Genomic DNA, 20764 nt, shown 5'->3' with positions numbered 1-20764 from the left:
ATCAAGTAATCTCTAGTTGCATCACTCTCAGCCATTGGCTAACCATCGCTATCAGGATAAGTAACATCGAAAAGTGAATATCTGAAGGAAGTTGTCATCATTAAGACCTCACAAAACCCGATCTAAGACTAGGGTAACATATTAACCATTTCTGAGACAACTCGCCTTGCGCCATTGCCATCAACTAACTCCCGTTCCCTTTTACTCATGGTTTCACGCTTGGGGCGATCGCCGATCGATTCCCGCAATGCCAAACCAATCTCCTCGATAGTCACATCTTGATGCCAACCCAGATTAACTGCTAGGTTGAGAGTTGCTAGTTTTTGAGCGATCGCCCTCTGATTATCTGCCAAAATCAGCAGAATACTCGGCAACCCCATAAAAGCCAATTCCCAGCAAGTGCTACCCCCAGCAGAAATCGCCATATCTGCCCAAGCCATCAACTCTGGCATATTGGTGACATTCTGTTGCACCTGGATGGGATAACGTGAATCCTGCACAGCCATTTTGAGATTCTCATAGTGCGGGTTACTTCCCCCTACAACGACCACTGCCTCTAGTTCCTCCACTTCCACAATCTGCAAAGACTGAATGACTTTCAGTGTAACATTATCAGGGTCTGCACCTCCCAAAGTCACCAAAACTTTTTTAGCCACTGGTGGCACTGTTCGCTGCCATCCCTGCCACTGCCAAAACTCCCGCCTTAAAAGAGTGTAACGAGTCCCTAGCAATAGCTGAGTATAAGGTTCGCGATGCTGATACCATTCCTCCTCAGCAGAGATGTTTTGATTAAGGACAACATCAGCATAATAATGTTCCGCGTGTCCGTAATCGTCGATAAATAATAGATTTAATCCAGAATTTTTGATAGTTTGCTGATATTCGCTCCCGAATTGATACCCATCGAGTAGAACCCAACTGGCATTAAACTGATGAGCGAGTGCTGCTGTTTCCTGGGCATCCGCTAAACTTCCTGGTTCTGCTGCCAAGTGAACCACTTTCATTCCTTCTGACTTGAGGCGTTCTTCTAAGGCAGGGATAGGATTGGCCATGATAAAAATAGGCTGTCCTTGGGTATCTTGCCATGCCTGAGCGAGTGCCAAGCAACGCATGACGTGACCTGTACCTATTTGAGTAGAAGCATCGACCCGAAAAACGACTTGCATTAACGACTGCCTCCTAACAGCTACGAAAATCAGATTATGATACCATCAGTTATGGCTGAGGCAACAATGGCAGAGGATGTTAACATCGGAATACCTCGCAATAGGCTAATCTCATTTTTTGAATGATCGTTCTCAATCTATCTGTATTTTCCGTATTACTTATTACTATACATACCTCAGTTAAAAACTGTTTATTTCAGAAAAAAGATCAAGTTTTCTGCGTGCCAACACCAAACTGACCATGAGAGACCCTGAACCTATGTTAATAGAAGCTGGCGCGAACGACTAAATTCATTTAATTCAATCGCTTAAATCCACTATGACAAACAGGACTCTTGAGCAAGGTTGTCACATCTCGACCTGCTTCACATTCTGCAATTAAACCAAATACGGGGTCGAGAGCATCAAAATAAGCATCTACCACCTGCTGTGTATGTTCTGTACAGACATAAACACTGGTAGCAGCCAAGTACCCTTTTTTCAGCATTTCCTGAGTAATTAGAGTCTTATATTCCAACATCCTAGGACTGGAAAAGCTAAAGCCAATTAAAGCAGGCAAACCGAAAACTTTAATATCGAGATTGTATTTGGCTGCAAGTTTACGCCACTGCTCACCAATAACTAGACCTGTTTGGGTGATTTGCTCCCAAGACTTGGTTCTTTCCATAACTTCTAAAGTCTTGAGTCCTGCCGTTGGCCCGATGCGTTCTGTCCAGAAGGTACTGCTAATAAATGTACTTTGGGCTGCTTCCATCACCTCTCGGCGTCCAATCGTAGCCGTAATCGCATAACCATTGCCCAATGCTTTGCCAAACATCGCTATGTCTGGTTCTACATTATAGAGCTTATGGAGTCCACCAAAGGTTTGCCGAAAGCCAGAGGTACATTCGTCAAAAATCAGCACAATGCCTTTATCCGTAGCCAGTTGTCTAACTTTTTCTAAAAATCCAGCTTGGGGACCCTCACTGCGGGAAACTTCCATTTTGATGACACCGATATCATGATTTCTGACCAAATCTTCTAATTCATCAAAGTGATTGTAGTTAAAAGGGTAAATTGTATTCCGAAGCACCTGGGGAACGCCATTCGGTTCTAAACCAGGTAAAAGATGACCCGCTAGGTTTTGTTCATCTCCCAAATTGGCGGCTAAATACCAATCATGCCAACCATGATAACCACAAATAGCAACTTTATCTCGTCCTGAAGCAGCACGAGCAATCCGAATGGCAATCGCATTAGCTTCACCCCCAGTCCGGGCAAATCTCACCATATCTGCCCAAGGATGTAATTCTACCAAACGCTCTGCCAAATATACTTCTTCAGGACAGTTAAAGGTGGACATATTTCCCAAGGTAACGGTTTGATGCACCGCTTCATCAACTTCTGGGTGTCCATAGCCCAATATATTTGTCCCAATGCCCATAATGGACATATCAATATATTCTCGACCATCAAGATCCCAAACATGACAGCCCTTGGCTTTACTGAAGTAAGCAGGCCACTGTTCGGGGAGAAACATTTCTGCCCGCTTGGACAAGAGCATATTTCCCCCAGGAATAACCCGCTTGGCACGTTTCCAGAGTTTTTGTCCTTTACCCAGGGTAGCCCCCTCATTGCGGATGAAATGCTGATTTGCCGTGAAAAGTTCGGGGTTTTTTCTTTCTAGCTCCAGCACTTCTAGCCAGCTAAAATCACGACAAGGTGCAAAATGCTCAAAGACGTTTTTTATTACTTCAAAGTCTTCTGGTTCATCAACTGTCCAACGTTTATTAGAACAATCTTCGGTATGGGCAATATTCAGTACGCGAAACTTGCCTGACTCTCGAATATAGGGCGTGACGTGTTCTCGTTCTTGGGGTTGATGAGCTTCTTGCCAAGCTTGGGCTAGGGCAGTAAAGGAAAAAACTTCAACATCTAAACCATCAGGATAGGTTGGCGGATTGGTATTACTGAGATAGTCTATGTTGGATGTTTGAAAGATTGAAATAGCCCAATCCACTATTTTCGCATCGACTAGCGGACAATCTCCAGTAATACGAATGACTGTTTCAGGTTGGTAAACAACAGCAGCTTGGTAGTAGCGATCGAGTGCGTCATCTTCACTTCCTTGATAGACTTCATAACCTAAGTTGCGAACACAATCAACTAAAGGTTGGTTACGGTGATCTTGGGAGGTTGCTACAATGATGCGATCGATGAGCTTGGATTGGGATAATCGCCCCAAAAGCAACGAAATCATCGGTGTTCCTAAAATCGGGCGCATTACCTTGTTCGGTAGGCGAGTTGAACCCATACGCGCTTGGATGATTGCCAAACTTTTCATGTGAGTGTCCATTGAGCAGGGTTAATTAAATCAGGGTCGTCATAACATAAATTATTGGGTGGGATTAAATATTGTTCTGTAGTCGCCGCGATAATTTCTTGCAGTTGAACTAAAGAATCAACCCCAACAACCACTCGATCTATATCGGGATTTGATAGAACACAACCTAAACACCCCTGCAACGGAGTTAAGCGGTTATCTGCTAACCAATTTTCCCAGGTTTGCCACAAAGACTGCCAACGTTGAAAGTAAGTTGGTCTAATCAAGGGATTCATTAGAAGTAAACCTTGTAAAAATACTGAACGCACATGAACTTCAACTCCTAATTGTTTGAGTTGAGATAACCAACCTGACTTTTCCAAGGTGCGGTCCAAAACATTAAATGGAGCTTGGATTAAATCCCATGAAAATTCATTAAACAGGGATTCTAGTTCAGTCGGATTATAGATAGATACTCCAATTTTCCTGACTAAGCCTTGCTCTTTCATTAAGTTTAGGGATTGATAAAGAACTTTTCCTTGGAAGCCTAGTAATTGATTGGGACGGTGTAGTAATAATCCATATAGCTGAGAAATTTGCAATCGCTGTAGGGATTCATAAACTGATTGCTCTACCCAAGAGGAAATATCGGCGGTGTCGGCAGGAATTTCGGGAAGTTTTGAAATAACCCTCCAGGATGATACACCAATCTCTCCGAGGCGTTGCTCACTATCACCGTATGTGATCATCGCAGTGTCTAGGGTATCCACACCAACTGAACTGGCGACCCTAAGAATTTCTGCAACTTGGTCTATACTAACCTGACCATGCTGATTGGCTACCCCATAGGACAAGCCAAACTGAGCAGTACCCAATGCAAGACGGTTCATCTCCACTAATTTCCCATAAAATTTTTTCTCATCACCGACACTGCTACCCATTCTTGAGGATCATCCGTGTAGGTATTATCAATATGATCGCGCACTTTATGGGTCATACAAATATAGTTAGGATTCCAATCAAACAGAGTTCGATAATCCATTTTGTAAGTGGAAATTCCCTCTAAATGGTGATATGGATGGGCAAAAGGTGTCGAAGAAAAGAAATCCAGGATGGCTAGCCATCCTGGATTTCTTAAAACTCGATCTGCTTCTTGGGCAATGCGAAATAAATCGGCGCGATCGCAAAGGTAAAGGCAAAATCCGAAAATAACTAAATCAAAAGATGTATCCTCAAAAGGTAAAGATTCTGCCGTTCCCTGATAAACCTCGATTCCTTTATCACGAGCGATTTTAACAGCTTGATCTGAAGGTTCAATTCCCACACATTCTAACCCTAAATTTTCTTGCAGCCATAGGAGTCTCCCGGCACTACTACAGCCAATTTCTAGAACCCTCATGCCATTTTTTAGAGGTAGTTCAAGTAAATCCGGCAGTAACCGATCCTTTGAGTCTAAAAATACAGTTTTTTGCTTGCTCATCTTGACATAATTTCCTGTATAGATTCATTAATCATAGTACGAACGGAGGTAATTCCCGATCTCTTCAATAAATCCCACATTCCGCAGATATTTAAGTCAATTTAAGTTTAGTTAAATAGCGGTAAACTAGCTATATAATTTGATAGTAAAGCCTCGGAAGTTCACCGAAAAATTGGAATAGGTTTCTATTTTTTAGAATTAGTGGAAAATTTGACCCCTATCTGCGGAATGTGGGATATAATTTAGCGGCAAACCCAAATTTCCGGTAAACTCAAGCAATCTTCTAACGTAAAATTAGGTTTTCTAGGATAAATGGCTTCGATTATTTTCTGAATCAACTCAAAATCTTCAGGAGTATCTACTGTCCATCGATGGTGACTGCAATCTTCAGAGTAAATAACATGACCCAAACGATATCTTGCCGGTTGTCGATAAATAAAAGGAGTAACGTGCTCGCGATCTGGTTGTGCTGTTGCTTCCCCAAAAGCCTGTTGCAATGTTGAAAAAGAAAACACTTCAGTATCCATCCCTCTGGGATAAGTTCTTTCTAAGGAGTTAGAAACATAATCATAGTGTGACTGATTTTGTAGGCAATAATCAATCACCGTATCAATCACTTGAGGGTCAATTAAAGGACAATCAGAAGTCACCCGAACCACTAAATCTGCTTTGTGTGCTGTTGCTGCACCATAATATCGACTTAAAACATCGTCTTCAGACCCGCGAAAGTAAGCAACAGCAAGACGGTTACATAATTCAACAATGGGTTCATCTGTTTCATTAGTGGTAGTAGCAATGACTATTTCATTTGCCAGCTTCACTCGTTGTAGTCTTTCAATCTGGTATTCGAGCAAAGGTTTTCCTAATACCCGCTTAAGCACCTTTCCTGGTAAACGGGTAGAGGTCATTCTTGCTTGAACAATTATCACAGTTTTCATTTAAGCATATCCCTTACACAGAGTACATCCAATTGTCTTTGTTTGACTGGACTAGATACGAAAACCCCACCCCTATGCTACGCGCTTAGGAATGAAAAATAAATAACTTGCACAATTAAACCCTGGAAACCTTGATCTACCGTAAACTATTGCTCAATTAGTCACCTTATTGGTTTTTCATTCCTTAGGGGTGAGAGTGTCAATTTTCTCCATATCTTGATAACAAAGCATTGAGCACCTGCCGAGAAATTCGGAAATTGGTTTGCAAAATTTTCTGAATAATTGGCTTAATTTTGTCGCAATACCCCTGCTCTTTGGCCTTACTAATCACCCCCAGAGTCCCTGTAAAAACCAGATTAAACTCCGTTGCGACTTTTCTAGCTTTTAAATCATCTAAAATGACCAATGAATCAATTTTTTCTATGGCCAAAGCAATTGCCGATGCTTCTCCAATATCTAATTTTGTTTCGAGACTTTTTTGATATTCCTTATCTCTAACTGTCTCAACAATAATCCAATTCGGCAAACTTTCTCCAAATTCGCTTTTTATTTCAGGAGTAATATAAACCTGAGAATAAAGTAAATGTAAAAGGTCTAACTCTCCAATTTTACTTAATATAATCAAGCAACTGGCATCGGAAATGACTACTTTAGGCATTGGCAATATCCGATTCTAAATCTTCAACTAATGTACTAAAAACTGAAACATTGTAATTGCCAATGACTTGAATAAATTCACGCTTACTTAAGCCTGCTAATTCCGCAGCTTGACCTGATGTTAAGGTGCCATTTTCATATAATTTAGCTGCTATCAATAACCGCAATTCATCGTCGCTTTGTTCAATCGTGTTAGGAAAATTGAGTTGTAAAGTTCGCAGATTTATGGTCATATTTTCCCCCTTCTTTACTTTTTACTTTTTACTTTTTACTTTTTACTCATCACTTTTCACTTAGAATATTTCTCAAAACAGCCCCAACTTGATCTTGATTTTCATCACTTAAACCATAGTAAATTGGTAAACTAATCGCTTCTTGATAATATTGTTCAGCCTGTGGAAAATCTCCCCATTTAAACCCTAGGTTTTGATAATAGGGTTGAGTATGAACAGGAATATAGTGTAAATTTACTCCTATTTTTGCTGCTCGTAATTCCTCAAAGACTTGTCGGTGAGTTTTACCAATTTCATCTAGTTTCAGCCGAATTACATATAGATGCCAACTGGACTCAGTATCAGGATGTTGCCAAGGTAGAACTAGGGGAAAATCTGACAACAACTGATTGTAACGGGCGGCTAAATGCCTACGACGGGATACAAACTCATCCAAACGCTGCATCTGGCTTGCACCCAATGCAGCCTGAATGTCCGTTATGCGGTAATTAAACCCCAACTCTAACTGCTGGTAGTACCACAACCCATGAGACTCTCCTTGCATCAACTCAGGATTGCGGGTAATTCCGTGCGTCCGCAACCGAATCAGCTTTTCGTACAAATCCTCTCGATTGGTCACTACCATTCCCCCTTCCCCTGTGGTGATAATTTTTACAGGATGAAAGCTGAACACGGCCATATCGGAAAATAAACAACTTCCGACAGGATTATCCTGATATCTAGCCCCAATAGCATGAGACGCATCCTCCAGAATAGTGAAACCATACTTTCGTGACAGAGCCAAAATCCGCTCTATCTCGCAAGACTGTCCCGCAAAATGAACGGGAACCACCACTTTCGGCAGTTTTCCCTCTAGTTCAGCACGAGCGAGTTTCTGCTCTAGCACTTCCACACTCAGATTGTAAGTATGGGGGTCAATATCGACAAAATCGACATCTGCACCACAGTATAACCCACAGTTAGCGGAAGCCACAAAAGTATTCGGAGAAGTCCAGAGGATATCTCCGATCCCCAATCCGGCAGCTAAACAGGCGATATGTAAGGCAGCCGTGGCGCTGGAAACCGCCACCGCATATTTAGCCCCGCAATACTCAGCGACTAATTTCTCAAATCTTTCTATCGCCGGGCCTTGAGTAATCCAGTCCGACCGTAACACCTCAACCACAGCATCAATATCTGCTTGAGATATATCTTGGCGACCGTATGGGATAAACTGATTCATTACTTCAGCATCTCTAATAACTGGGGAGCAGTTAACCATTCTTGATTTACATCTGAACTATAAACAAAATCTGGAGCCACAGGAATACCCTGCTCGCCTAAAGCATTAGTAGTATAATCAAGGCTGTAGGAATATTCAATGGTGGGCTTAATCACATAATGGTCATCAAACTCTAAAGTTAAGTGGGATGACTCAACGGGACACATGACTTCATGGAGTTTTTCACCAGGCCTAATACCCACAATTTTATGAGGGATACCAGGCGCTAGGGCTTCTGCCATATCGGTCATTTTCATAGAAGGAATTTTAGGGACAAAAATCTCTCCCCCCTGCATCCTCGTAAAATCCTTGAGGACAAAATCAATGCCTTGATTAAGGGTAATCCAAAACCGAGTCATCCGTGGGTCTGTAATTGGGATTTCAGTCGATCCCTCTTGAATCAATTTCTGGAAAAAAGGGACAACCGAACCCCTTGATCCCAAAACATTACCATAGCGGACAACGGAAAATCGAGTTTTCCGCTCACCTGCTAAGTTATTGGCTGCAACAAATAACTTATCTGCTGCTAGTTTTGTCGCTCCATAAAGGTTAATGGGATTAACGGCTTTATCGGTAGATAGAGCAATCACTTTGTCAACCCCTTGTTCGAGAGCGACATTAATGACATTATCAGCCCCATTAATGTTGGTTTTAATACACTCCATCGGGTTGTATTCTGCCACCGGAATGTGCTTAAGGGCTGCTGCATGGATGACATAATCAACTTCTCGCATAGCCATTCCTAAACGTTGTTCATCCCTGACATCCCCTATGAAGTAGCGCATAATTGGAGAGTCAAATTTTTGCGCCATTTCATATTGCTTAAGTTCATCTCTGGAGTAGACTATAATTTTCTTAGGTTGGTGGTGTTTGAGCAGGGTTTCTACGCATTGTTTGCCGAAAGAACCTGTACCACCTGTGATTAGGATTGATTTGTTTTGGAACATGATTTGCTTATTGAATCCAATTATTGTATTAGCATATTACCCTCTATCCAGAAGTTGATCAAATCTAAGTAAGTATTTCTTTTTGAGAAGAATCTGAATCATAAAGTTATTGAAAAACGGGTCTTCCTCTATGGTTCCAATTTCGCCACTTTTGATCACATTTGCCCAACTTTCCATTTCACTGTAAGGTTCGGAGAAACTTAAGTTAAAATTGCTTTGGTTTCTGAGGTGATGATATTGTATTGCATAGGCTACATGGGCTTTTTCAATTTTTTCGTCGGTCAGTTTCTCTTGCTGATCAATAGAATATAGCAAAGCTTTGTACTCATCTATAGATTGAGGATTATTGGTAAAGCCACATTCAGAATAGGTAGAAGAGCCTGCTAAGATAGAAGGGATTCCAAAACAAGCTAACTCATGGGCTATTGTCCCACTTACCGTAACTATGGCATGACAAAAATCTATAAGTGATAGATTACTTATATCATCTGGAGCCAAGTGAATATGTTCACATAAACTGTACTCATTATTTACCAATTCTTTTGCTGTTTTATCGACAACATAATCACCTTTGACCACTGAAGGATGTTCTTTTATGATCCAATTGATGGAGTCAATTTGAGAACAAATTTTTAAGGTTTCCACAAGCCACTCATAATAATCTACAAACAGCCGATGGCGAAAACAGTGTGGAGCATCATTAAAAACATGAGATGCCACAATTACAATAGGGAGAGAAGGGTCGAGATTCAATTGCTCACAAAATTCTGGACGAGTATATACTTTTTTATCACTGCTATAAGCCATAGTGGGATAGGGATTGCGAGTACCAGACGGCTTTATGCCCATGGTGTTTTCGACCCGTTCTTTTCCAATCGCAGCAGACTTATGTTTATAATGATTCCAAAAATAAAGAAACAATTTATTGGAAATAAATCCTTCAGTATTATAGAGATCATCAATGGTTTCATATCTACGAGTAGAGGCTTCAATGTCATTGATAAAACAAACTACTCCTTTTTTGGTAGCAACTAAACGAGATATCAGTCCGTGCTGGTAAATAGTTGCATGAGAGGATACAAAAAATTTAACCTGACAACTGTGCAGAAAATTTTTCCAGAAATTATATGCTAGACATCCAGACTCTAATGCAGCTATTATCCGTTGCTTTTCATCAAAAATTGGTGTACTCCGGCCAGGACTACTTCTGAGCATTAAATCATACACCAGGTCTCCAATATGTAAATCATCGCACTTAAAATCTTGCAGCAAATATTTAAAGTTTTGGCTATTAGCTTCTGAGGAAAAATTTTCCATCTGAGATTTTTGATGTTCATTTAAGCCAAAGTCACCATTTGGAATAATAAACTTTTCTACACCAAAAGATATCAAAACTTGCTTGAGTTGATAATCAATTGTACCTTTAGTTAAGGATGGAATGTCAACTCGATGTCTACACCAGACTGCTATTCTATATCCATACAATTTTTGTAAATATTTAGCTGCAATTAAATTACTTCCAGTTGAATAAAGCCCCCACTCATGATAACCTGATATGGCTTCAATTAGAATCCACTCATTTTTCTTGCGAACAGGTCGTTGTGACTCCCAAAAGTCACTGACAACTTGAAGATTCTTTAAGAAACTGTCGTTAAAAATTTTTTCGCCATCTAAACCTAAAGTAGATATTTTTTGTATTAGTTTTTGATGATCTGTATAATTATGCCTCGTCGCTAACAAACCTTGCTTATATAATTGAATTAATTTATCTTCTTGTTTTTCTTGAACTAACAAGTCTCCAATTAAATTATATGAAGGATAATGTTGAGGGTTTTTATCAAGACATAATTCTAGTTCTGCAATCGCATTTTGAAAATCATTTTTGTTAATCATCACCTTGGCTAGATGATAATGAAACTCATGAAAACTAGGATTAATGGTGATCGCACTTTGGTAAGCAGTGATCTCTTCCTGAGTCTGCCTATTAGTCAGTGATAGATTATCCCGTATTAAGTCACTCACAACTATATTAACTCCAGAAACAACAAAAGAGATATTAGGATATTAATCCATATCCAGAAGTTCATTAAATCTAAGTAAGCATTCCTTTTTTAGAAGAATCTGAATCATAAACATCTTGAGAAATGGGTCTTCCTCAAAGGCTCCAATTTCGTCACTTTTGATCCGATTTACCCAACTTTCTATTGCACTGTATGGATTGCTGTAGCCTAAGATAAAATTAGTGGTTGCAAAGCATCTTTTATGGTAGTACTGTATTGCATAGGCTACATGGGCTTTTTCAATTTTTTCGTCGGTCAGTTTCTCTTGCTGATCAATAGAATATAGCAGAGCTTTGTACTCATCCACAGATTGAGGATTATTGGTAAAGCCACATTCAGAATAGGTAGAAGAGCCTGCTAAGATAGAAGGGATTCCAAAACAAGCTAACTCATGGGCTATTGTCCCACTTACCGTAACTATGGCATGACAAAAATCTATAAGTGATAGATTACTTATATCATCTGGAGCCAAGTGAATATGTTCACATAAACTGTACTCATTATTTACCAATTCTTTTGCTGTTTTATCGACAACATAATCACCTCTAACCACTGAAGGATGTTCTTTTATGATCCAATTGATGGAGTCAATTTGAGAACAAATTTTTAAGGTTTCCACAAGCCACTCATAATAATCTACAAACAGCCGATGGTGAGAACAGTGTGGACAATCATCAAAAGCATGGGATGCTATAACTACAATAGGCCGAGAAGGATCGAGATTCAATTGCTCACAAAATTCTGGATGAGTATATACTTTTTTATCACTGCTATAAGCGAAAGTTACATACGAACTATTGCCACCATAACTCTTTATACCCATTGTATTTTCCACAATATCTTTTCCAATCGCAGCAGACTTATGTTTATAATGATTCCAAAAATAAAGAAACAATTTATTGGAAATAAATCCTTCAGTATTATAGAGATCATCAATGGTTTCATATCTACGAGTAGAGGCTTCAATGTCATTGATAAAACAAACTACTCCTTTTTTGGTAGCAACTAAACGAGATATCAGTCCGTGGTGGTAAACAGTTGCATGAGTAGATAGAAAAAATTTAACCTGACAACTGTGCAGAAAATTTTTCCAGAAATTATATGCTAGACATCCAGACTCTAATGCAGCTATTATGCTTTCGTCAAAAATTGGCGTACTCAAGCCTGTTCCTTTGAGGATTAAATCATACACTAGGTCTCCAATATGTAAATCATCACACTTAAAATCTTGCAGTAAATATTTGAAGTTTTGGCTATTAGCTTCTGATGAAAAATTTTCCATCTGAGATTTTTGATGTTCATTTAAGCCAAAGTCACCATTTGGAATAATAAACTTTTCTACACCAAAAGATATCAAAACTTGCTTGAGTTGATAATCAATTGCACCTTTAGTCCAGGCTGCTGTGTCAACTTCACAGGGTCTACACCAAGCTGCTATTCTATATCCATAGAATTTTTGTAAATACTTAGCTGCAATCAAATTACGTCCAGTTGCATAAAGTCCCCAACCTGTTGGTGATGCACACTCAATTAGAACCCACTCATTTTTCTTGCGAACAGATCGTTGTGACTCCCAAAAGTCACTAACAACTTGAAGATTCTTTAGGAAAGTGTCGTTAAAAAAATTTTCTCCATCTAAACCTAAAGTAGATATTTTTTGTATTAGTTTTTGATGATCTGTATAATTATGCCTCGTTGCTAACAAGCCTTGCTTGTATAATTGAATCAATTTATCTTCTTGTTTTTCTTGAACTAACAAGTCTCCAATTAAATTATATGAAGGATAATGTTGAGGGTTTTTATCAAGACATAACTCTAGCTCCGCAATCGCATTTTGAAAATCATTTTTGGTAATTAGTGCCTGAGCCAGATTGTAATTAAAGCCATGAAAACTAGGATTTAGCTTAATAGCAGTTCTATACATATTTACAGCTTCATTAAGCCTAGCTTTTTTCACCAACATTTGACCGAGACTGTCGTATGAAAAAGAAGAACTGCTATTAAGTTCTATGCTACGTTGATAAGCCTCCACTGCCTCTTCGCAACACCCCAACTGCTCTAAAACTTCTCCTAATTTTTGGTGATATAGATAAAAATTCGAGTTCTGAGCGAGCGCACTTTGGTAAGCAGCGATCGCTTCCTCCAGTTTAACACTCCGCAGTAATTGATTACCCCGAATAAAATTGCTCACAAATGTATCAACTCCATAAACAACAGCAGGGACATAACCTACTATCTTAATTGTCGAGGTACGCACTTGTCAAGTTCCCTCAGCCCCATTTTTTTCAACTTTCTAAGTCCCATCCCATAAGGCTGTTTCCCCGTCTAACTTAAATTTGAGAGGGAGTTAGAAACGGGGTATCATATAGCCTGCTAGAGCCTGCTGTCCTAAACTTTGGCTGGAGATGGGTTGCCAAGACCTGCCATGATCGGTAGAATCAAGGCTATGCAAATAAGATCAAGCGTTTGTACTCTAATTTGCTTGACAAAATCCCCCTGATTAACGTTATTACAGATTATAAAAAGCTATGCCCTATAACCTGCGGATTCCTGGACGATTTACAGAAAGAGAACTTTGGGCAATTGAAGCTATGGCAAAATCAGTTCCACCAGGTGGGGTAGTGGTAGAAGTGGGTTCGTATCTGGGATTATCTTCTTACGCATGGGCTAAAAGTGTCGATCCCTCTGTAACTGTATACTGCATTGATGCTTGGGAGGAAGATGGAGAATACGCGCAAAAATGGCAAGAAAAGTATCAGATTGATTACAGTTTAGAGAAATTTCACGAGTTTACTCAAACTTGTTCTAATATAGTTGTTTTAAAAGGTTTTAGCCACCACATTTTTACTGATTGGGATAAATCGATAGATGTTTATTTTCAAAATATCGACAGGCAACATACAGTTATTGGGGAAAACATAAGTTTATGGTCGCAATTTGTTAAAGTAGATGGTCTTATTTGCGGTTATGGTTACGGAGGCGAGTTTCCCTGTGTAATAGACGAGGTTAGGAAATTAGCTAACCTGTATGGGGTAGAACCTGTAATTGTAGGAAAAATTTGGTGTTTAACTACTGGCGTTAGTGTTAATAAGTTAAATACTATTACTAAAATCAATGATATTCATGGTTATGAATATGAATTCAATCTTTTTCAACCTCCAGCCCTTTTAGAACCTGGAGATTTACTTAAAGTTTCCGGTAAAATTAAAAATATTAGTGGTCGAGATTGGGATATATTTGTTGATAATTCGGAAACTATTAAAATAGGCATTCAGGGTTATGAAGAAAATAAACCTGGACGTCAGGAATTTAGGAGTTCCCTAGGTGTAGATAAATTTGTTGATGGTGCAACTATTGAGTTTGAATGTGTAATTGATACTAAGCCGTTACAGCAAGGAAAAATTAGATTAGTATTTGATGTAGTAGCAGAATGTCGTTATTGGTTTGAGGACAAGGGAGCTAAACCTGAAACTATTACAGTGCAAATTTTACCTAGAACTGCGGGTAATTTAATCAAGATCGGAAACCAACTTAAACGGGAAGGAAAGTTAGCTGAAGCTATTGCCAACTATCGCCATGCTCTTGAGTTAAACCCTAACTTGTCATGGTTATATTACAACTTAGGAGATGCTTTAGAGAAACAAGGTAATATCAATCAGGCAGTTACCAATTATTACCATGCTATCAATTTAAACCCTAATTCATTTTGGTTTTATTATCGGTTAATGGAAACAATGGAAATTTTATATAACCAGGGTAAATATTATAAATCAATTAGCTACTACAAGACCACTATTAAACCACTAAAATTTCATAATAATTTGTACAAAAAAAAGTATAAAAAAACAATAAATAGTTTGTTAATTAAGCATAGACTTATCAACAATGATATTATTAGCTTTCTCCAAGATAACGGTTTTGATCTGGATGAATATGTTACCATTGAAAATGGAAAGTGGGATGATTTACAAGATGCTTTATCATTCAAAAGTAAACAGATTGACCTTTCCCAAGATGAAAGGAAAATATTTTCCCAAAATGGGGAAGATGGTGTGATTGAAAAAATATTTGAAGTGATAAAAACCACTAATAAATATTATGTTGAGTTTGGAGTAGAAAATGCAAATGAATGTAATACCAGAAATTTGAGAGAAAATTGCGGATGGACTGGATTATTGATGGATGGGGGTTACGAAAATAAAGAAATAGGTTTATATCAAGAGTTTATTACTGCTGAAAATATCAACGAGCTATTCAAAAAATATAAGGTACCTCAAGAATTAGACTTATTATCTATTGATATTGATTATAATGATTTTTATATTTGGAAAAGTTTAGATGAAATCTATCAGCCTCGTGTCGTCATTATAGAATACAATGCTTCCCACTTACCAACGGAAGATAAAGTTGTTAAATACGATGCGAATGCTGTCTGGGATGAGACGAATTACTTTGGTGCTAGTATCAGGGCATTATATAATTTAGGAAAACTTAAAGGGTATTCTTTAATTTATGCAAACAATCAAGGTGTAAATCTATTTTTTGTAAAGAGTTCAATATTAAGTAAAATTGAACATTCCTTTAAAGATACAAATAATATATTTTTGATTTACAATTCTCCTAAATATGGTTCAGATATTAGTGGGGGTCACAGACTGGATGATAAAAATAGAGAATATATTACTTCAGAAGAAATTTTATCAACCTAAATTCTTCTAAGCTCTTAAAAGAATATAGATTTTATGATATTATGAGTTAAACTCAGAAATATTGTTATTATGAACACGATAGGTATTAATATTGCAGGTTGCGTTAAGGGTGAGTTTGGCATTGGAGAAGGGGCAAGGGCTAATATTCGGTCAATGGAAGCGGCTAATATTCCTTTTGCTATTAATAATTTTAATATTGATTGGCATAGAAACTTAGATTCTACTTATCAAGAAAAGGAGTTTTCTCAGAATAATCCTTATCCTATCAACCTAATAAATTTCAATCCAGATGTTCTTTCCTTATTTATTGAACGTTTTGGATCTGAATATTTTAATGGGCACTACAACATAGGATTTTGGGCATGGGAGCTATCAACATTTCCCCCTAACTGGCAGTTTAGTTTTGATTTTTTCGATGAAATATGGACTTATAGTAATTATTCAGTCGAAGCTATATCGGCTGTATCATCCATTCCTGTTCTCAAAATCATGCCTAGTTTGGCACTAGCGCAACCATCATTAAATCGAGAAGCGTTAGGATTGCCAAAAGATAAATTTATTTTTCTGTTTGTATTTGACTCTCATAGTACATTTGAAAGAAAAAATCCTATAGCGATCATTGAGGCTTTCATTAAAGCTTTTGGTAAATCCAATAAAAAAGTATTGCTGGTGATAAAATTTTCAAATTCCGAACACCATCCCCACGAAACAGAAAAATTGAAAGCTATGGCTGCCCATTCTGAATCGATTCACCTAATTGAAGCTCACTTGACAAGACATGAAATTAATGCTTTGATTTACAACTGTGACTGTTATGTGTCATTACATCGTGCTGAGGGGTTTGGTCTGACAATGGCAGAAGCGATGTTTTATGGTAAGCCTGTTATTGCTACAGCCTATTCATCTAATATAGAGTTTATGAATATAGGCAATAGTTTTTTAGTAAAATATGATTTATTGACGATTAGTGAAGATGTCGAACCTTATAAAAAGGGAAATATATGGGCTGAACCTGATATTGACCATGCTGCGGCTTTGATGTATTATGTTTTCCATAATTATCAGCAAGCCTTATTAGTTGGTTACAAAGCTCATCAAGAGATGCAGTCTTTACTAAACCCCTATAGGATTGGATCTAAGATTAAAAAACGGTTGGAAATAATATCTAATAAGTTGTCGATTGGTGCATAACAGTAAACAAATACGCTCATAATCAATAATGGTATTACAGTACAATCTGTCTGGCTCAAAAGATAAGTTAAATTGATTGGCTGTTACTGTTACTCAGAATAGGTGGAAATTAACAATGTTCAAGACAACGAGCAATAATTCATTAGGGCTAAACATTGCAGGCCATATAACCGGAGATTTTGGTCTAGCCGAAGCCGTTAGAGCTAATATCAGGGCGATAAAAGCTGCTAGTATTCCCCTAGCTTTGAACAATCTTGATTTAGTTAACGGACAACATCCAGATTCTACATATACGGATTTTTCAGAAGATAATCCCTATCCAATCAATTTAGTTCATACCAATCCAAATTGGGTACATGCAGGGATTTATAATCGAGTTTTTCCTAATTTTAGCCTTGAATATTTTCAAAACCGATATAACATCGGATTTTGGGCTTGGGAGCTTCTGACATTTCCTAGAGATTGGGAATTTGCTTTTGATCTCTTTGATGAAATATGGACTCCAAGTAAATATGCAGCAGAAGCGATCGCACTCGTGTCTCCTGTGCCAGTCATTATAATTCCTCATAGTATTGAATTACCGAATCCTGTCCTGATAAGTAGGAGCCAATTAGGGTTGCCTGAAGATAAATTCGTATTTTTGTGTACCTTCGACTTTGGTAGTTCATTTGTTCGCAAAAATCCCTTGGCTACTATCAGGGCTTTTCAAAAAGCTTTTGGAGAATTAAATCATGATGTTTTACTCATCGTTAAGTTTTCAAATTCACATCATTACCCTGCTCAACGAGATGAACTTTTAGACATTGTTAAAGACTGGTCTTCGATTCAAATAATACAAGGACATTTACCTAAACACAAAATCCATGGACTTATATGTAATTGTGATTGTTATGTATCTTTACACCGCGCAGAAGGATTTGGCTTGGGCATGGCAGAAGCCATGTTTTATGGTAAGCCTGTTATTGCTACTGGTTACTCCTCCAATATCGAATTTATGAACGTAGGAAATAGTTTTTTAGTAAAGTATGACTTAGTAACCACTACTGAAGACTATTGGCCCTATCCAAAAGGAAGTATCTGGGCTGAACCTGATATCAATCATGCAGCTTCTTTAATGCACTATGTTTTTCATAACTATAATCAAGCCAAGCTAGTAGTCGGGACACGAGCATCTCAAGATATTAAATACTTGTTAAACCCGGAAACTGTGGGGCAAAAAATCAAGAACCGTCTTGAATATATTATGAAAAACATTATTCAAGAACAAAAGATTTATCCAAAAATGAAGGTGAAGTCTTGAATTTATCACCCTCATCTGTAAATCATAACTTAGGGATTTGTTCAGTGGGCTTCACTTAATTGTTGAAGATGATTAATTAGTTTATGCGCGATCGCCTCCCAATCAAACTCTTGTTCTACAAGCTGTCTAGCATTTTCAATCCTAAGATTCTTACTAAATTCACCTTCGTGTTTGAGACACATAATTTCCTCTACAAACTGCTCTAACTCAACAATAATACATTGTTTACGGTGTTCCAATCCTAGTCCCCGCGCCCCAATAGCAGTAGAGATAACTGGAACTCCAGCGCCCAAGTAATCTAACATTTTCAGATTAGTTCCAGAGCCAGACATCATTGGATTTAAAGCCACATCAACCACTGCCAAAACAACATCTTTTGTTTCATCGTCCACCATTCCCATAAAGCTTAAATTCGCTGGAATAGCCTGATTTTGAAAAGCCTCAGCTACACTTCCCATAATCAAGAATTTAACATCTGGTAGCTGCTCTGCTATTTGAAAAATATAGCGCACAGCATCTTGATTCGGTGGATATCCACTACCAATAAATAAAGCTGTAAACTCTTTTTGTAATCCCAACTTATTTTTTGTGGATAAACGTTGCTGCAAGGAAATATAATTGACAGCTTCCAAATCGACACAGTTAGGAATACGAACTATTTTGCTCGTATCGATACCATAAAGTTGACTTAACTTTTGAGCATCATCAGGTGAACAAACCATAATCAACTGACTAATTTGGCAACACTGTTTTTCGATCTGATGGGTAAGTTCTAAAAGTTCACGCCCTGTTGCATTTTCAGGAAGTAAACCCTTTTTCACCTCTACTTCTACATCCTGTGACTCATGCAAAATAGGCTTGTCGGTAACTTCCTGAATGGTTGGTAGAAAATAAGGATGACAAGCGACTACAAAATCAGCATCTTTTGTGGATTTTCGCAATTCCTCTATATAATCTGGTGTCAGGTGATAAAGTTTTGGCATGGTGACATCAGTAATTGGCACTCCGACCTGAGCCAAAATAGACCACATGGCATCGTGATGGGCATTAGACATGGGTACTCTAATTTCCCATAATCCTGGGGCAATTTCCCCTCTAAATGGGGGTTGACGCCGATCATCTAGGGTGACTAACTCAATGTCAAATTCACGAGCTAAATGGCGATATAGGTGAAAGATGCGAACTTGCCCACCGTAGGTAGGGGGAAAAACTGAAAAAGTTACGGCTACAGTGATTTTTTTACGCTTTTTCTTAACTCTTGTAGGTTTCTGAATTGTCCTTGGGATTGAGTGGGATGTCGGACTTTCACCTAACAGGCGGGCTATAGCATTTTCCCAGGTAATATCTTCAACCAGTTTCTGAGCCGTCAAACCCATTTGTCGAGATTCCTGTCGATGTTCGCACAAGTAATCAATACGTTCTGCAATCGCTTGGGGTTCTGGTGACACAGAATAACCTGTTTCTCCATTACGGACAAACTCATTGGAACCTCCTGAATCTGTTGCCGTAATCACGGGTTTACCGCACTTCATAGCTTCAACCGTAATATAGCCATAATCTTCATCATAGGGAACAAATAAAACAGCAAAAGCATTAGCATATAGATCTACTAAATCTTTGTCATTGACAAAACCGAGAAATTCTATTCTTTGATCGTTACCCGCAAGTTGCTTGAGATGTTCCAGATCGTCCCCCGCCCCCGCAATTTTAAAGGGAATATTTGTTTTAACATACTTCATTGCTTCAACTAAAAGTTCAACCCGCTTAAAGCCTTTTTCTAAACGACTAGCGGTAAATAGGTAATCACTTTGACCGATATAAAAACCACTCTGAACAGGTGGTGGGTAAATCACATCAACTGGATATCCAACCGGGAAATAATCTTTTCGTGTGGCAACATTTTTGGAAATAGCTGCATATTTTTTGACAGCACTGGGAGCTAATGCTATACCATCCAAAAAGTGTACAATTTCTTTTGATAGTTTGCCAGGACGCTGAAAGGCATCGGCTGGCAGTTCATGTTGACGTGAGCGAAGTCGGTTGAGTCGTTCATAAAACTCATCTAAAGCCGGACGGCAACCTTGATTACGTCGCATAAATTCTTGCAAGGCACAAACTTCGGGATCGTTTGTAATATATGTCTCTGAATAGTTATAGCCAGTGAGCGGAGTATATAGGTCATAAAAACCCCGATTTTTGTGGAGCATATAGCACACATGATTGGGATGGGAAACCATCCAACTCGGATATTTGCCAGAAATTACCATATCAAAATGGTTTAAATCTAACTGAGAAAATCGCCAGTGATTATCCATTAATTCCCAAAAGTTTAATTCTGGGCTTGGCAACTTAATTAAATCAGCAAGGTGTTGAGTATTATGGTTAATATAGTGTAGTAGCCCCCACCACAGATTTTCAGCACCACCAATACGGAAAGGAATCCCACTAGGAGCAACAATCGCAATTTTCATAAGACATCAATTTAATTAATTTTCTCAGCAACAATATCGAATAACCAGC

General features: G+C 38.4%; 15 protein-coding genes. 3 read left to right on the top strand and 12 right to left on the bottom strand.

What is annotated here, in order from left to right; translation table 11 throughout:
* Positions 1-128: 128 nt before the first annotated feature.
* The 11 genes from pseG to NMG88_RS05120 all read right to left on the bottom strand — a co-directional run bounded on the left by pseG (position 129) and on the right by NMG88_RS05120 (position 13301).
* Complete coding sequence (gene pseG, locus NMG88_RS05170; protein WP_254035181.1) at positions 129-1166, bottom strand: UDP-2,4-diacetamido-2,4,6-trideoxy-beta-L-altropyranose hydrolase; 1038 nt, start codon at positions 1164-1166, stop codon at positions 129-131.
* Between the two features lie 295 nt (positions 1167-1461).
* Positions 1462-3501 carry an aminotransferase class III-fold pyridoxal phosphate-dependent enzyme gene (locus tag NMG88_RS05165; RefSeq protein WP_254035180.1) on the bottom strand — a complete coding sequence of 680 codons (2040 nt, stop codon included), beginning with the start codon at positions 3499-3501 and terminating at the stop codon, positions 1462-1464.
* Positions 3486-4409, bottom strand: a complete 924-nt coding sequence (locus NMG88_RS05160) for an aldo/keto reductase (RefSeq protein WP_254035179.1) — start codon at positions 4407-4409, stop codon at positions 3486-3488. The genes NMG88_RS05165 and NMG88_RS05160 overlap by 16 nt, the downstream gene beginning before the upstream one ends.
* A complete protein-coding gene (locus tag NMG88_RS05155; protein WP_254035178.1) occupies positions 4364-4948 on the bottom strand; it encodes a class I SAM-dependent methyltransferase in 585 nt (194 codons plus the stop codon). Before NMG88_RS05155 ends, NMG88_RS05160 begins: the two co-directional genes overlap by 46 nt.
* Positions 4949-5190: 242 nt before the next feature.
* The gene (locus NMG88_RS05150; protein WP_254035177.1) at positions 5191-5886 is read right to left on the bottom strand and encodes a cytidylyltransferase domain-containing protein; all 696 of its coding nucleotides are present in this window, start codon (positions 5884-5886) and stop codon (positions 5191-5193) included.
* A 199-nt stretch (positions 5887-6085) separates the two neighbouring features.
* On the bottom strand, positions 6086-6544 hold the full coding sequence (locus NMG88_RS05145; RefSeq protein ID WP_235760467.1) for a PIN domain-containing protein: 459 nt from the start codon (positions 6542-6544) through the stop codon (positions 6086-6088).
* Positions 6537-6776: a UPF0175 family protein gene (locus NMG88_RS05140; RefSeq protein WP_254035176.1), complete on the bottom strand. Its 240-nt coding sequence runs from the start codon at positions 6774-6776 to the stop codon at positions 6537-6539. The genes NMG88_RS05145 and NMG88_RS05140 overlap by 8 nt, the downstream gene beginning before the upstream one ends.
* Before the next feature lie 49 nt (positions 6777-6825).
* Positions 6826-7998 carry a UDP-4-amino-4,6-dideoxy-N-acetyl-beta-L-altrosamine transaminase gene (gene pseC / locus NMG88_RS05135; RefSeq protein WP_254035175.1) on the bottom strand — a complete coding sequence of 391 codons (1173 nt, stop codon included), beginning with the start codon at positions 7996-7998 and terminating at the stop codon, positions 6826-6828.
* A complete protein-coding gene (pseB, locus tag NMG88_RS05130) occupies positions 7998-8984 on the bottom strand; it encodes a UDP-N-acetylglucosamine 4,6-dehydratase (inverting) (protein WP_254035174.1) in 987 nt (328 codons plus the stop codon). Before pseB ends, pseC begins: the two co-directional genes overlap by 1 nt.
* Positions 8985-9020: 36 nt before the next feature.
* Positions 9021-11006, bottom strand: a complete 1986-nt coding sequence (locus NMG88_RS05125; protein ID WP_254035173.1) for a tetratricopeptide repeat protein — start codon at positions 11004-11006, stop codon at positions 9021-9023.
* A gap of 42 nt (positions 11007-11048) precedes the next feature.
* A complete protein-coding gene (locus NMG88_RS05120; protein WP_254035172.1) occupies positions 11049-13301 on the bottom strand; it encodes a tetratricopeptide repeat protein in 2253 nt (750 codons plus the stop codon).
* 271 nt (positions 13302-13572) lie between these two features.
* On the opposite strand from NMG88_RS05120, the gene NMG88_RS05115 reads away from it, so the two are divergent.
* The 3 genes from NMG88_RS05115 (at position 13573) to NMG88_RS05105 (ending at position 18244) form a co-directional block, all read left to right on the top strand.
* Complete coding sequence (locus NMG88_RS05115; protein WP_254035171.1) at positions 13573-15753, top strand: tetratricopeptide repeat protein; 2181 nt, start codon at positions 13573-13575, stop codon at positions 15751-15753.
* 69 nt (positions 15754-15822) lie between these two features.
* Positions 15823-16944, top strand: coding sequence for a glycosyltransferase (locus NMG88_RS05110; protein WP_254035170.1), 1122 nt, complete (start codon positions 15823-15825; stop codon positions 16942-16944).
* Positions 16945-17059: 115 nt separating this feature from the next.
* Entirely contained in the window at positions 17060-18244 is a 1185-nt protein-coding gene (locus NMG88_RS05105; protein ID WP_254035169.1) for a glycosyltransferase, read from the top strand.
* A 41-nt stretch (positions 18245-18285) separates the two neighbouring features.
* Here the strand turns inward: NMG88_RS05105 and NMG88_RS05100 are convergent, their stop codons facing one another.
* Positions 18286-20715 carry a glycosyltransferase family 4 protein gene (locus NMG88_RS05100; RefSeq protein WP_254035168.1) on the bottom strand — a complete coding sequence of 810 codons (2430 nt, stop codon included), beginning with the start codon at positions 20713-20715 and terminating at the stop codon, positions 18286-18288.
* Between the last annotated feature and the right edge of the window lie 49 nt (positions 20716-20764).

Source organism: Planktothrix agardhii (assembly GCF_904830935.1).
Lineage (GTDB): Bacteria > Cyanobacteriota > Cyanobacteriia > Cyanobacteriales > Microcoleaceae > Planktothrix > Planktothrix agardhii.
The sequence above is the reverse complement of the archived record's forward strand: the minus strand, read 5'-3'. Positions and strand labels throughout refer to the sequence as shown.

Excerpts from the sequence above, each read along its gene's own strand:
- pseG (WP_254035181.1), bottom strand. The coding sequence starts at position 1,166 with ATGCAAGTCGTTTTTCGGGTCGATGCTTCTACTCAAATAGGTACAGGT.
- NMG88_RS05165 (WP_254035180.1), bottom strand. The coding sequence starts at position 3,501 with ATGGACACTCACATGAAAAGTTTGGCAATCATCCAAGCGCGTATGGGT.
- NMG88_RS05160 (WP_254035179.1), bottom strand. The coding sequence starts at position 4,409 with ATGGGTAGCAGTGTCGGTGATGAGAAAAAATTTTATGGGAAATTAGTG.
- NMG88_RS05155 (WP_254035178.1), bottom strand. The coding sequence starts at position 4,948 with ATGAGCAAGCAAAAAACTGTATTTTTAGACTCAAAGGATCGGTTACTG.
- NMG88_RS05150 (WP_254035177.1), bottom strand. The coding sequence starts at position 5,886 with ATGAAAACTGTGATAATTGTTCAAGCAAGAATGACCTCTACCCGTTTA.
- NMG88_RS05145 (WP_235760467.1), bottom strand. The coding sequence starts at position 6,544 with ATGCCTAAAGTAGTCATTTCCGATGCCAGTTGCTTGATTATATTAAGT.
- NMG88_RS05140 (WP_254035176.1), bottom strand. The coding sequence starts at position 6,776 with ATGACCATAAATCTGCGAACTTTACAACTCAATTTTCCTAACACGATT.
- pseC (WP_254035175.1), bottom strand. The coding sequence starts at position 7,998 with ATGAATCAGTTTATCCCATACGGTCGCCAAGATATATCTCAAGCAGAT.
- pseB (WP_254035174.1), bottom strand. The coding sequence starts at position 8,984 with ATGTTCCAAAACAAATCAATCCTAATCACAGGTGGTACAGGTTCTTTC.
- NMG88_RS05115 (WP_254035171.1), top strand. The coding sequence starts at position 13,573 with ATGCCCTATAACCTGCGGATTCCTGGACGATTTACAGAAAGAGAACTT.
- NMG88_RS05110 (WP_254035170.1), top strand. The coding sequence starts at position 15,823 with ATGAACACGATAGGTATTAATATTGCAGGTTGCGTTAAGGGTGAGTTT.
- NMG88_RS05105 (WP_254035169.1), top strand. The coding sequence starts at position 17,060 with ATGTTCAAGACAACGAGCAATAATTCATTAGGGCTAAACATTGCAGGC.
- NMG88_RS05100 (WP_254035168.1), bottom strand. The coding sequence starts at position 20,715 with ATGAAAATTGCGATTGTTGCTCCTAGTGGGATTCCTTTCCGTATTGGT.